We start from the raw sequence: 12,953 nt of genomic DNA, 5'->3' as shown, positions 1-12,953 counted from the left end.
CCCCAGCCATATCAAAAAGAGGAGCTGCTGGCGCTTATCAGGCAAGGATTTGCAGCATAAAACATTGCCAAACCCAATAGATACGTGCGCCAGCAGCTCACTTTTTTGAGAGCACGGCGCCCCTGCCGCCCGCGCCACCGCGCTGGCGCAAGATGAAAGCCATCGCACTTTGAGATGGATAAAGGCATCAACATCGCAGAAAATACAAAGCCTTCTCCAATCGAGAAGCCAAGTACACCCCATGAAAAACTCCGAGCGCAGCTTTGCGCGCCGCATTGACCTGACATCGCTGCAATTGTTTGTGGCGGTGTGCGAGCTGGGCAGCATTGGCCGCGCCGCCGAGCGCGAGTTCATTGCCGCCTCGGCGGTGAGCAAACGGCTCTCGGAGCTGGAGGCCGCAGCCGACACCACCTTGCTCTACCGGCACAGCCGGGGCGTCACGCCCACCCCGGCGGGCCAAAGCCTGCTGCACCATGCCCGCACCGTGCTGTTTGGCCTGGAGCGCATGCAGGGCGAGCTGAGCGAATACGCCGACGGCGTGCGCGGCCATGTGCGCATGCACGCCAACATTTCGGCCATCGTGCAGTTTTTGCCCGAAGATCTGGGCGCCTTTTGCCGCGCCCACAGCCAGGTCAAGATCGACCTGCAAGAGCACCTGAGCAGCGCCGTGCTGCACGCGGTACAAGAAGGCGCCGCCGACCTGGGCATTTGCCACGCCAGCGCCAGCGACCACAGCGCCAGCGCCCTGCCCAGCCGCCCCTACCGGCACGACCATTTGGTGCTCGTAGTGCCACTGGGCCACGCCCTGTCTGCGCGAACAGCTATTGTTTTTGAAGAGGTGCTGGACTGGGACATCGTCGGCCTGCACGCGGGCAGCAGCATCAGCCTGGCCATGCGCGCCGCCGCTGCCAACGCTGGGCGCACGCTGCGCCAGCGCATCCAGGTCACGGGGCTGGACGCCATGTGCCGCATGATCGACAACGGCCTGGGCGTGGGCCTGCTGCCCGACCGCGCCTTTGCCCTGATGCACGGCGTGGGCCGCCTCAAGGCCATCGCGCTGCAAGACGCCTGGGCACAGCGCGAACTGCGCCTGGTAGCGCGCGACTTCGACACCCTGCCCGTGACAGCGCGCCTGCTGGTCGAGCACCTCTCGGCCAGCGCCAGCGTACCTGCCGCCGCCCTGGAAACCACCCCGCACAGCGCGGCCTAAAATCCCTTTTCCCCACTGAAAGCAAAGAGACCACCATGGGACGCACCCTGTACGACAAGATCTGGGACGAGCACGTCGTCCACACCGAAGAAGACGGCACCGCCATCCTCTACATCGACCGCCATCTGGTGCATGAAGTGACCAGCCCGCAGGCGTTCGAAGGCCTGCGCCAGGCAGGGCGCAAGGTCTGGCGCGTCAGCTCCATCGTGGCCACTGCCGACCACAACACGCCCACCACCGGCTGGGAGCTGGGCTACGACGGCATCACCGACCCCATCAGCAAAGAGCAGATCACCACGCTGAACGCCAACATCGCTGAAGTGGGCGCAGCGGCGTTCTTCCCGTTCATGCACCAGCGCCAGGGCATCGTGCACGTCATTGGCCCGGAAAACGGCGCCACCCTGCCGGGCATGACCGTGGTCTGCGGCGACAGCCACACCTCCACGCACGGCGCCTTTGGCGCGCTGGCCCACGGCATTGGCACCAGCGAGGTCGAGCACGTCATGGCCACGCAAACGCTGCTGGCCAAAAAAGCCAAGAACATGCTCGTCAAGGTCGATGGCGAACTGGCCCCGGGCGTGACGCCCAAGGACGTGGTGCTGGCCATCATCGGCAAGATTGGCACGGCGGGCGGCACGGGCTACACCATCGAGTTTGCCGGCTCGGTGTTCCGCGCCATGAGCATGGAAGGGCGCATGACGGTGTGCAACATGGCCATCGAGGCCGGTGCCCGCGCCGGTCTGGTGGCCGTGGACGACAAAACCATCGACTACGTCAAGGGCCGCCCGCTCTCGCCCACCGGCCTGGAATGGGACCAGGCCGTGGCGTATTGGAAGACGCTGCACTCGGACGCCGACGCGGTGTTTGACACCGTGGTCACGCTCAACGGCGCAACCATCGTGCCGCAAGTGACCTGGGGCACCTCGCCCGAGATGGTGCTGGGCATTGACGCCCGTGTGCCCGACCCGGACAAGGAAAAAGACGCCAACAAGCGCGATGCCATCGAACGCGCCCTGCACTACATGAACCTGCAACCGGGCAAGCCACTCAACGACATCGTGATCGACAAGGTGTTCATTGGCTCATGCACCAACAGCCGCATCGAAGACATGCGCGAAGCCGCTGCCGTGGTGAAAAAGCTGGGCCGCAAAGTGGCTGCCAACGTCAAGCTGGCGCTGGTGGTGCCCGGCTCGGGGCTGGTCAAAGCCCAGGCCGAGCGCGAAGGCCTGCACGACATCTTCAAGGCCGCTGGCTTTGAGTGGCGCGAGCCCGGCTGCTCCATGTGCCTGGCCATGAACGCCGACCGCCTGGAGCCGGGCGAGCGCTGCGCCTCCACCAGCAACCGCAACTTTGAAGGCCGCCAGGGCGCGGGCGGGCGCACCCACCTGGTCAGCCCGGCCATGGCTGCTGCTGCCGCCGTGCATGGCCACTTTGTGGACGTGCGCACTTTTGCCTGACCCCCGCAGGAGTTTGACCATGCGCAAGAGCACCTCCTTTATCGTCCTGTCCATCGCTTTGGTGCTGGCTGGCTGCAACACCGTCAAAGGTGTGGGCCAGGACATCGGCAAAGCCGGCTCGGCCATTGAACGCGCCGCCAAGTAACCCACCTACCGCCATGCAGAAATTCAACGTACACCAGGGCCTCGTCGCCCCCATGGACCGCGAGAACGTCGATACCGACGCCATCATCCCCAAGCAATTCCTCAAGTCGATCAAAAAGACCGGCTTTGGCGTGAACCTGTTTGACGAGTGGCGCTACCTCGACCACGGCGAGCCCGGCCAAGACCCGGCCAGCCGCCGCCCCAACCCCGACTTTGTGCTCAACCAGCCGCGCTACCAAGGCGCCTCCATCCTGCTGGCGCGCAAAAACTTTGGCTGCGGCTCCAGCCGTGAGCACGCGCCCTGGGCACTCGACCAGTACGGCTTTCGCGCCGTGATTGCGCCCAGCTTTGCCGACATCTTCTTCAACAACTGCTTCAAGAACGGCCTGCTGCCCATCCAGCTGCCCGAGGCCACCGTGGCCCAGCTGTTCGATGAAGTGGCGGCTTTTCCGGGCTACCAGCTCACCATCGACCTGGAGCGCCAGGTCATCGTGCGCCCGCAGGGCCAGGAGATTGCGTTTGAGGTGCAAGCCTTCCGCAAATACTGCCTTCTCAACGGTTTTGACGACATCGGCCTGACCCTGCGCCAGTCCGACAAAATCCGCGCCTTCGAAGCAGAGCGCCTGGCCACCAAGCCCTGGCTGGCCCACACCATGGCCGCCTGAATATATTTACAGCAAAATCGGCCTCCGGCGCCCGTGCAATGGGCGCTACCAGCTATCAAAACAGAAGCAAAATCATGAAAATCGCAGTTCTGCCGGGTGACGGCATTGGTACCGAAATCGTCGCTGAAGCCGTCAAGGTGCTGGGCGCCCTGGACTTGAAGTTCGAGATGGAAACCGCCCTGGTCGGCGGCGCCGCCTACGAGGCCCACGGCCACCCGCTGCCCGAATCGACGCTGAAGCTGGCCCAGGAATCCGACGCCATCCTGTTCGGCGCCGTGGGCGACTGGAAGTACGACAAGCTCGACCGCCCGCTGCGCCCCGAGCAGGCCATTCTGGGCCTGCGCAAGGCCATGGGCCTGTTTGCCAACTTCCGCCCCGCCATCTGCTACGAGCAGCTGGTGGACGCGTCCAGCCTCAAGCCCGAGCTGATCGCGGGCCTGGACATCCTCATCATCCGCGAGCTGACCGGTGACATCTACTTCGGCCAGCCGCGCGGCCGCCGCATTGCCACCGATGGCCACTTCCCCGGCGCCGAAGAAGCCTTCGACACCATGCGCTACAGCCGCCCCGAGATTGAGCGCATTGCCCACGTCGCCTTCCAGGCCGCCCGCAAGCGCAGCAAAAAAGTGACCAGCGTGGACAAGGCCAACGTGCTGGAAACCTTCCAGCTCTGGAAGGACGTGATGACCGACGTGGGCCAGCAGTACCCCGACGTGGAACTGCAACACATGTACGTGGACAACGCGGCCATGCAACTGGTCAAGGCGCCCAAGGCGTTCGACGTGGTGGTGACCGGCAACATGTTTGGCGACATCCTCTCCGATGAGGCCTCGATGCTGACGGGCTCGATCGGCATGCTGCCTTCGGCCAGCCTCAACAGCAAAGGCCAGGGCCTGTACGAACCCAGCCACGGCAGCGCGCCCGACATCGCGGGCAAGGGCGTGGCCAACCCGCTGGCCACCATCCTGAGCGCCGCGATGATGCTGCGCTTCAGCCTGAACCAGGAAGCCGCCGCCCAGCGCATCGAAGCAGCCGTGCAAGCCGTGCTGGCGCAAGGGCTGCGCACGCCCGACATCTACAGCGAAGGCACCACCAAGGTGGGCACCGCGCAAATGGGGGACGCGGTGCTAAAAGCACTGGCTGCCTGAGGCAGCTGCGTCTTTCACGCTGGGGGGCTTCACCGCTGGTGATGGCCCGAAAACAAAAAAGCGCCGGCGTCCGGCGCTTTTTTTCGTCAGAAGACGTGAACAAGGCAAGCTAGAGCCAGCCGTTGTCCACAAACTCCATGACCGAGTAGCACCGGGACTCAAGGGGATGGGATTGCACGGCAGCAACGATTTTCGCCACGCCGTGCGCATACGGGGCCTCGCCATAAACCCGCGTTTCCAGCTTCACACTGCACAGGCCATCGTCGATCAGTACCTGGTGGTAGGCATGGCGTGGCAGATGTTCGTCAGGAATGTGCAACTCCTTGCGCTGTACACCGGCATCACGCACGGAATGGATCTGCCCGGCGGGCAATCCCAGCGCATGCGCCATGCTGACGGCTGTGCCTGGCACTGAGGTTTTCTGGGCCTGATGCGACTCGATGAGACGGACGCGCTGGTTCTGAAAAAGATGACCGCTGTGGCCCAGCATGCTCATAAATTTGAGCATGAGGATATTGGTGTTGGGGCATACGACCACCGGAAAATCGGGCACGCTGCGCTCCAGATCAGAACCGGTGGACAGCTCGATCAACGGTGACTGGGTGAATGAACAAAACGCCACCACAGCCTCCAGTTCCCGGCCAGAGCCCGCATGAACCACGACGGACTGCGCCGCCTGGCCCCTCAGTGCCTCAGACCATGGCACCACCGTGCCTGCAACATTAAGCGCTCCCAGCAGCTCTTTGGCCAGCTTGCCAGCCCCCACAACAATGACTTGCATCGCAACTTTCCATAGCTAGATAACAACAACCTACATCAGCACACTGCACTGTAGACGCAAGCAAGGTGTGCGGCAGTGCATGGACTTCACGCCCCCAAAACAGCGGTGGTGAAACCCTATGGATGGCATCCGCTACAATCACACCCCATGTTTGCCGCCCGCCCGTTCCCACTGAACACCGCTTCTGCCGCCCTGGCAGGCGTGGCTGCGCGCGCAATCACCACCAAAACCACGACCATTAAGGGCTGACCAAGCCTGGTTCGTCGTGCGCCCTCCCTGGCCAGACGAGCCGGGGAAAAACAGCCGGGTCTGGCACTGTTTTATTTGAAAGGGCGTTGAAAATGAGCAACAAGTTGGTAGGTTTGGTTGGCTGGCGCGGCATGGTCGGCTCGGTCTTGATGGATCGCATGCAGGCCGAGGGTGACTTCGATCTGATCGAACCCATTTTCTTTTCTACTTCCAATGCGGGTGGCAAGGCCCCGGCACAGGCCAAGGCGCACACCACGCTGCAAGATGCCAACGACATCGCCGCGTTGGCCCAGTGCGACATCGTCATCACCTGCCAGGGTGGCGACTACACCAAAGAAGTTTTCCCCAAGCTGCGCGCTGCTGGCTGGCAAGGCCACTGGATTGACGCTGCCTCGTCGCTGCGCATGGAGCAAGATGCGGTCATCGTGCTCGACCCGGTGAACGACAACGTCATCCAGAAGGCACTGGCCGCTGGCGGCAAGAACTGGATTGGCGGCAACTGCACCAACTCCATCCTGCTGATGGGCCTGGGCGGGCTGTTCAAGGCCGATCTGGTGGAGTGGGTCAGCTCCATGACCTACCAGGCGGCCTCGGGTGGCGGCGCCAACCACATGCGTGAACTGCTCAAGGGCATGGGCGTGGTGCATGCCGCCGTGGCCGACGAGCTGGCCACGCCCGCATCGGCCATCCTCGACATCGACCGCAAGGTGGCCCACACCATCCGCAACGATGTACCCACCGAGTTCTTCGGCGCGCCGCTGGCCGGTGGCCTGATCCCGTGGATTGATGTGCAACTGCCCAACGGCCAGTCCAAGGAAGAGTGGAAGGGCCAGGCCGAGGTCAACAAGATTCTGGGCACCGAGGCCACGATTCCCGTCGATGGCCTGTGCGTGCGCATTGGCGCCATGCGCTGCCACAGCCTGGCGCTGACGCTCAAGCTGAAGAAGGATTTGCCGCTGGCCGAAATCGAAGCGCTGATCCAGGGCGGCAACCCCTGGGTGAAGTGGGTGCCCAACGACCGTGCCACCACCGTGCAGGAGCTGACCCCGGCCTCCATCACCGGTGGCCTGCAAGTGGGCGTGGGCCGCGTGCGCAAGCTCAACATGGGCCCCGAGTACGTGTCGGCCTTTGTGATTGGCGACCAGTTGCTGTGGGGCGCCGCCGAACCGCTGCGCCGCATGCTGCGCATCCTGCTGGCAGCCTGATAGCCTGTGCGCGGGCGCTGCCAGGCAGCAGCCCCGCGCACCGCACTGACCAGGGCATGCCCCCTGGAAACACCCTGTTACGGTCGTTGTCCCGTGACAACACCCGGCGCGGTTCAACGTGACGGTTCGCGCAGCCCTGGGGGCTTGCGCCGCACCTTTCCTTGTCAGTGCATGGCATTGCTGCTATGGTGCCCCGAGACACGTTCACCCCACCGGAGCAAGCGCCAAGCATTCGAAAAATCAAGCCGCTTGCCCCGATCTCACACTCCTTATCAGTTGATGGCAACCATGCATCGTTGGAAATACTCTGCGCTGGCGGCTGCGGTCGTGACGACCTTTGGCCTGTACGCCGCTGACGCCTCGGCCCTGGCCTTGGGCCCGATCACGGTGCAATCCGCGCTCGGTGAACCGCTGCGTGCCGAAATAGACCTGCCCCAAATCACCCCGGCAGAAGCCGACACCCTGCGCGCCAGCACGGCAGCGCCAGAAGTGTTCCGAAGCCAGGGCATGGAATACTCGACCGCAGTCACCCAAATGCAGGTGCAGTTGCAGCGCCGCCCCGATGGTCGCATGGTGCTGCGCCTGTCCAGCGACCGCCCTATCAATGATCCTTTTGTGGATCTGGTCATTGACGCCACCTGGGGCACGGGCCGCATCACGCGCAGCTACACCATGCTGTTCGATCCGCCAGCCCTTCGCCGCCCACCGGTTGCCGTGACTGCGCCAGCACAGATCACCGCACCACAAACCACCGCAGCGGCAGCACCCCCGCCCAGCGCGCCCCCTGCGCCCCCCGCAGCGCAGCCGGTGGCCACCGCGCCCGTCAATACCGCACCCGCCAGCACAGCGCGCCCCGAGCCCAAAATCTACAGCACGGTGCCTGGACGCACCCAGTTGGCCAGTCCGCGTCCGGCGCCAAAAGCAGAACAAAGCAGCCAACCCGACAGCGTTACCGTACGGCCTGGCGACACCGCTGGTCGCATCGCCGGTAGCCACCGCCTGTCCGGCGTCTCTCTGGACCAGATGCTGGTGGCATTGATGCGCGCCAACCCGGAATCCTTTGTCCAAGGCAACGTCAACCGCCTGAAGGCAGGAACCGTGCTGCAACTGCCGGACACGGCACAGGCCCAGGCCACTTCCGTCAAAGAAGCGCGCCAGATCATCGCGGCCCAAAGCCGCGATTTCAACGAGTTCCGTCGCAAACTGGCGGGCGCAGCACCCGTGGCACAAGTGGCCGCTGCCGACCGCTCGGCCACCGGAGCGGTGCAAACGCGCATTGAAGACAAGCGCCCCGTCAGCACCGCCCCCGACAAACTCACGCTCTCCAAGGGCGCCATGCAGGGCCAAAAGGCCACCGAAGAACTGCTGGCACAGCGCAAACAAACCAATGAAGCGGCTGCGCGCGTGCAGGAGCTGTCCAAGAACATTGATGACCTGAACCGGCTCAGCGCGGCATCCGCAGCCCAGCCAGGCACTAGCGCACCCACACCAGCCCCGGCAGCCAGCACGGCCAGCGCCTTGCCTGCTGTCACTGCCCCCAGCCTGGTCGTGCCCCCTGCGCCCCCGGCATCGGCACCAGCGCCCGAGGCGGCGCCCGCACCAGCCCCCAGCGCCAGCGAGACTGCAACGCAAGCACCGGCTGCGCCTGCCTCGGCACCCGCATCCCAGGCTTCAGCACCTGCCGAAGTCAAGCTACAGCCTCCCCCCGCACCGGCACCCGCACCGATCGAAGAGCCCAGCTTCATGTCGGCCTTGCTCGATGACCCGATGGTGCCCCTGGCAGGTGGCGGCTTGCTCGCCCTGCTGTTGGGCTATGGCGCTTACCGCGCGGTGCAACGCAAGCGCAACGCCCAAACCGTTGACAGCTCTTTCTTTGAGAGCCGACTACAGCCCGACTCTTTCTTCAATGCCAGTGGCGGCCAGCGCGTGGACACGGCCAGCACCGACTCCACCACCGGCTCGTCTTCCATGGCCTACACCCCCAGCCAGCTGGATGCAGGCGGCGATGTAGACCCTGTGGCCGAGGCCGACGTGTACCTGGCCTATGGCCGTGATCTGCAAGCCGAAGAAATCCTCAAAGAGGCTGCACGCCACACCCCGACGCGCGTATCCATCCACACCAAGCTGGGCGAAATTTATGCCAAGCGCCAGGATCGCAAGGCCCTGGAAGTGGTGGCCTCCGAAGTCCACAAGCTGACCAACGGCGAAGGCCCTGACTGGAACCGCATCACCGAACTCGGGCGCGACATAGACCCCGACAACCCGCTGTACCAGCCCGGTGGTCAGCCCACCGCTGCATTGGGCAGCCTGGGCGCAGTAGCTGCCGCAGGGGTGGCTGCAGGTGGATTTGCCAGCACCCTGGCCGAGGCCGCTGCCACCACAGACACCACGCCATCGCCGCTGCCAGACATGGATCTGAACCTGGATCTGGACCTCGACCTGATGGGCGATTCCTCCCCGGACAACACCGCTGCACAGCCGCTGGATTTTGCGGCAGCCATGGCCGCTGAACCGGCCTTGCCTGAAATCCCTGCCACCCCCACCTTCACCGAGCCTGCCAGCACTGCCACTGCGCCAGACCAGGATCTGGGGCTGTCCTGGGACATGCCCGATTTGCCTGCGGCAACGCCACCGGCACCGGAGCCTGCACCAGAGCTGCCCACCCTGGCAGAACTGGAGGCACCAGCCACAGCAGAACCACCAGCCATTGCGCCACCACCGGCAGACCCGGCCATGGCCGACCTGGACTTTGCGCTGGACATTTCCGCCTTCACCGACACGCCCGCACCCGCTGCACCCGCCGCGCCAGCACCAGAAGAGCCCCCCACCAGCGCCCCCGATTCGGGCCTGATGGAGTTCGATCTGGGCAGCCTCACACTGGATCTGGATCCGCCCAGCGCGCCCGCAGCCCCCACCGGCGGGCCAGAGGAGCCCCCAGCAGCAGCCAGCCTGCAAATCGACGAGGTGCACTCGGGCGAGCCCGAAGACCCGCTGGACACCAAGCTGGCCCTGGCCCTGGAATTCAACGCCATTGGCGACAGCGATGGTGCCCGCACCCTGATTGAAGAAGTGATCGCCGAATCCTCAGGCGCCCTCAAGGCCCGCGCACAAAGCATGCTGGCCGAACTGTCTTGATGCGCGGGTCTGTGCAGCACCCCAGCCACAGCGACCCCGTCGAAGCAGTCGCCCCCCGCCCCCTGCGCATCGCCCTGGGCGTTGGCTACAACGGCCAGGGCTACCAGGGCTGGCAAAGCCAGTCCTCGGGCAAGACCATCCAGGACAAGCTGGAGGCAGCGTTGGCACGCTTTGCCACCGAGCCCATCAGCACCGTATGCGCTGGCCGCACCGATGCCGGAGTGCATGGGCTGATGCAGGTGGTGCACTTCGATACCACCGTGCAACGCACGCCGTTTTCCTGGGTGCGCGGCACCAATACCTTTTTGCCCGCCGATATTGCAGTGCAATGGGCGCGGCCCGTGCCACAGGCGTTCCATGCCCGTGCCAGTGCCAGCGCGCGGCGCTACGCCTATGTGCTGTTGCAGTCACCCGTGCGCCCCAGCGTGGACGCAAGCCGCGTGGGCTGGGTCTTCCACCCGCTCGATGGCGACGCCATGCGCCAAGCCGCCGCGTACCTGCTGGGCGAGCACGACTTCACCTCGTTCCGGGCGGCAGCCTGCCAGTCCCCCACGCCTGTCAAGACGGTGCGGCGCATTGACATCACCCGCCGTGGCCCCTCGCACACCGAACCCGGCGAAGACTGGAGCCCGTGCTACTGGCACTTCGAGTTCGAGGCCAACGCTTTTTTGCACCACATGATCCGCAACATCATGGGCTGCCTGATTGCCGTGGGCCAGGGCGCACAACCCGCCGATTGGGTACAGGAAGTGCTGCAAGCGCGCTCACGCAAAGTGGCCGCGCCCACGTTCTCCCCAGACGGGCTGTATTTTTTGGGGCCGGTTTATGACCCCACCTGGGGCCTGCCCGAACGCACCGCCGCTTTCGACTGGCTGCCCTGAGCACCTCTCTCGACTACCGCGCGCACTGCCATGACCGTTTTTCTTCAGCAACGCACCCGCATCAAAGTCTGCGGCCTCACCCGCGAGGAAGATGTGGACGCCGCCGTGGCAGCGGGTGTCGATGCCGTGGGTTTTGTGCTCTACGCCCCCAGCCCGCGCGCCGTCACCCCCGAGCGCGCCGCACAATTGGCCCGCCGCCTGCCACCATTTGTCACGCCGGTGCTGCTGTTCGTCAACGAGACTGCTAGCAATGTGATAGCTGCTTGCGCCCTGATGTCGGGCGCTACAGCCCAATTTCATGGTGATGAATCAGCCGCAGATTGCCTGGCGGCCACGGGCCACGGCGCCCGGCCTTTTGTGCGCGCGGCGCGCATCCCGCTGGGCGAAGAAGGCGCGCGCTTTGACCTCGTAAAATACGCGGCTACATATTCCCAAGCCCAGGCCATTTTGCTCGACGCGCATGTCGAGGGCTATGGCGGCGGCGGCAAGGCATTCCATTGGTCACTTCTTCCTCCAAGCGTCAACTCTCACCTCGTCTTAAGTGGTGGGCTCACGCCTGCAAACGTGACCGATGGCATTTTGCAGGTGCGTGCGCGCGGCCTGTCCTTGGCCGTTGACGTCAGCTCCGGCGTAGAACGTGATGGCCCCGATGGCAAACCGCTGCGGGGCATCAAGGACGCCGACAAGATCCATCGCTTCGTGGCCGCCGTGCGTGCGGCCGATGCCCAACTTGCAAATACACCCCATGGCTTCTTACCAGCAACCTGATTCCTCGGGCCACTTTGGCCGCTACGGTGGCAGTTTTGCCAGCGAAACCCTGACCTTCGCGCTCAAAGAACTGCGCGAAGCCTATGCCCGCTACCAAAACGACCCTGCATTTGTCGCTGAGTTCAACTACGAACTGGCGCACTTTGTTGGCCGCCCCACGCCCGTGTACCACGCCGCGCGCACCAGCCGCGAAATGGGCGGCGCGCAGATTTACCTCAAGCGCGAAGACCTCAACCACACCGGCGCGCACAAGATCAACAACGTCATCGGCCAGGCCATGCTGGCCCGCCGCATGGGCAAGCCGCGCATCATTGCCGAAACCGGCGCCGGCCAGCACGGCGTGGCCACAGCCACCATCTGCGCGCGCTACGGCCTGGAATGCGTGATCTACATGGGCGCCGAAGACGTCAAGCGCCAAAGCCCCAACGTGTTCCGCATGAAACTGCTGGGCGCCACCGTGGTGCCAGTCGAATCGGGCAGCAAGACGCTGAAAGACGCGCTCAACGAGGCCATGCGCGACTGGGTGGCCAATGTGGACAACACGTTCTACATCATCGGCACTGTGGCCGGCCCCCACCCCTACCCGATGATGGTGCGCGACTTCCAGAGCGTGATCGGCAAAGAAGCCGTCACGCAAATGCCCGCCATGCTGGCCGAGCAAAAAATCGCCGCAGAGCAGCCCGATGCCGTGGTCGCCTGCGTGGGCGGCGGCAGCAACGCCATGGGCATCTTCCACCCCTACATCCCCTTTGAAAAAACCCGCCTCATCGGCGTGGAAGCGGCGGGCGAGGGGCTGGACAGTGGCAAGCACTCGGCCTCGCTGCAAAAAGGCAGCCCGGGCGTACTGCACGGCAACCGCACCTTCATCTTGCAAGACGACAACGGCCAGATCCTTGAAACGCACAGCATCAGCGCGGGTCTGGACTACCCCGGCGTGGGCCCCGAGCACGCCTGGCTGCAAGAAATAGGCCGCGCCCAGTACGTCGGCATCACGGACAAGGAAGCGCTGGCCGCATTCCACTACCTGTGCCGCACCGAAGGCATCATCCCGGCCCTGGAATCGAGCCACGCCTTTGCCTACGCCATGAAGCTGGCCAAAGAAATGCGCCCCGACCAATCCATCCTGGTCAACCTCTCGGGCCGGGGCGACAAAGACATCGGCACCGTGGCCGACCTGTCGGGAGAAGATTTTTACGACCGCCCTTCCATGCGCGGATTGACCGTTAAAGGGGGCGACGCCAAACCATGAGCCGCATCCAGACCACTTTTGAGCAACTCCAGGCCAAGGGCCGCAAGGCCCTGATTCCGTA

General features: G+C 64.4%; 11 protein-coding genes. 10 read left to right on the top strand and 1 reads right to left on the bottom strand.

The features are described from left to right. Window positions 1-241: 241 nt before the first annotated feature. From PHX69_RS02985 to leuB, 5 genes are all read left to right on the top strand, one after another. Window positions 242-1,210, top strand: coding sequence for a LysR family transcriptional regulator (locus tag PHX69_RS02985; protein ID WP_288042310.1), 969 nt, complete (start codon window positions 242-244; stop codon window positions 1,208-1,210). Window positions 1,211-1,245: 35 nt separating this feature from the next. Continuing rightward, the gene (gene leuC / locus PHX69_RS02980; RefSeq protein WP_288042309.1) at window positions 1,246-2,667 is read left to right on the top strand and encodes a 3-isopropylmalate dehydratase large subunit; all 1,422 of its coding nucleotides are present in this window, start codon (window positions 1,246-1,248) and stop codon (window positions 2,665-2,667) included. A gap of 19 nt (window positions 2,668-2,686) precedes the next feature. Continuing rightward, the gene (locus tag PHX69_RS02975) at window positions 2,687-2,812 is read left to right on the top strand and encodes an entericidin A/B family lipoprotein (RefSeq protein WP_119013882.1); all 126 of its coding nucleotides are present in this window, start codon (window positions 2,687-2,689) and stop codon (window positions 2,810-2,812) included. A gap of 13 nt (window positions 2,813-2,825) precedes the next feature. Next, complete coding sequence (gene leuD / locus PHX69_RS02970; RefSeq protein ID WP_119013881.1) at window positions 2,826-3,476, top strand: 3-isopropylmalate dehydratase small subunit; 651 nt, start codon at window positions 2,826-2,828, stop codon at window positions 3,474-3,476. Between the two features lie 74 nt (window positions 3,477-3,550). Next, entirely contained in the window at window positions 3,551-4,624 is a 1,074-nt protein-coding gene (gene leuB, locus PHX69_RS02965; RefSeq protein WP_288042307.1) for a 3-isopropylmalate dehydrogenase, read from the top strand. A 109-nt stretch (window positions 4,625-4,733) separates the two neighbouring features. Here leuB and PHX69_RS02960 read toward each other — a convergent pair whose 3' ends face one another. After that, the gene (locus PHX69_RS02960) at window positions 4,734-5,405 is read right to left on the bottom strand and encodes a dihydrodipicolinate reductase C-terminal domain-containing protein (protein ID WP_288042306.1); all 672 of its coding nucleotides are present in this window, start codon (window positions 5,403-5,405) and stop codon (window positions 4,734-4,736) included. A gap of 341 nt (window positions 5,406-5,746) precedes the next feature. Here PHX69_RS02960 and asd point away from each other — a divergent pair, with 341 nt between their 5' ends. From asd to trpB, 5 genes are all read left to right on the top strand, one after another. Continuing rightward, on the top strand, window positions 5,747-6,859 hold the full coding sequence (gene asd, locus PHX69_RS02955; RefSeq protein ID WP_119014272.1) for an aspartate-semialdehyde dehydrogenase: 1,113 nt from the start codon (window positions 5,747-5,749) through the stop codon (window positions 6,857-6,859). Between the two features lie 288 nt (window positions 6,860-7,147). Continuing rightward, entirely contained in the window at window positions 7,148-9,994 is a 2,847-nt protein-coding gene (locus PHX69_RS02950; RefSeq protein ID WP_288042304.1) for a motility hub landmark protein FimV, read from the top strand. Window positions 9,995-10,056: 62 nt separating this feature from the next. Further along, entirely contained in the window at window positions 10,057-10,875 is an 819-nt protein-coding gene (gene truA, locus PHX69_RS02945) for a tRNA pseudouridine(38-40) synthase TruA (RefSeq protein WP_288042325.1), read from the top strand. A gap of 30 nt (window positions 10,876-10,905) precedes the next feature. Next, window positions 10,906-11,643: a phosphoribosylanthranilate isomerase gene (locus tag PHX69_RS02940; RefSeq protein ID WP_288042303.1), complete on the top strand. Its 738-nt coding sequence runs from the start codon at window positions 10,906-10,908 to the stop codon at window positions 11,641-11,643. Further along, window positions 11,621-12,892, top strand: a complete 1,272-nt coding sequence (gene trpB, locus PHX69_RS02935; protein WP_288042302.1) for a tryptophan synthase subunit beta — start codon at window positions 11,621-11,623, stop codon at window positions 12,890-12,892. Before PHX69_RS02940 ends, trpB begins: the two co-directional genes overlap by 23 nt. The last annotated feature ends 61 nt before the right edge of the window (window positions 12,893-12,953 follow it).

This window comes from Simplicispira sp. (genome assembly GCF_028687295.1).
Taxonomy (GTDB): Bacteria; Pseudomonadota; Gammaproteobacteria; order Burkholderiales; family Burkholderiaceae_C; genus Simplicispira; species Simplicispira metamorpha.
Note: the sequence above shows the minus strand (reverse complement) of the source record. Positions and strands in the feature narration are given on the sequence as shown.

Coding starts and splice junctions, on each gene's coding strand:
- PHX69_RS02985 (WP_288042310.1), top strand. CDS start 242: ATGAAAAACTCCGAGCGCAGCTTTGCGCGCCGCATTGACCTGACATCG.
- leuC (WP_288042309.1), top strand. CDS start 1,246: ATGGGACGCACCCTGTACGACAAGATCTGGGACGAGCACGTCGTCCAC.
- PHX69_RS02975 (WP_119013882.1), top strand. CDS start 2,687: ATGCGCAAGAGCACCTCCTTTATCGTCCTGTCCATCGCTTTGGTGCTG.
- leuD (WP_119013881.1), top strand. CDS start 2,826: ATGCAGAAATTCAACGTACACCAGGGCCTCGTCGCCCCCATGGACCGC.
- leuB (WP_288042307.1), top strand. CDS start 3,551: ATGAAAATCGCAGTTCTGCCGGGTGACGGCATTGGTACCGAAATCGTC.
- PHX69_RS02960 (WP_288042306.1), bottom strand. CDS start 5,405: ATGCAAGTCATTGTTGTGGGGGCTGGCAAGCTGGCCAAAGAGCTGCTG.
- asd (WP_119014272.1), top strand. CDS start 5,747: ATGAGCAACAAGTTGGTAGGTTTGGTTGGCTGGCGCGGCATGGTCGGC.
- PHX69_RS02950 (WP_288042304.1), top strand. CDS start 7,148: ATGCATCGTTGGAAATACTCTGCGCTGGCGGCTGCGGTCGTGACGACC.
- PHX69_RS02940 (WP_288042303.1), top strand. CDS start 10,906: ATGACCGTTTTTCTTCAGCAACGCACCCGCATCAAAGTCTGCGGCCTC.
- trpB (WP_288042302.1), top strand. CDS start 11,621: ATGGCTTCTTACCAGCAACCTGATTCCTCGGGCCACTTTGGCCGCTAC.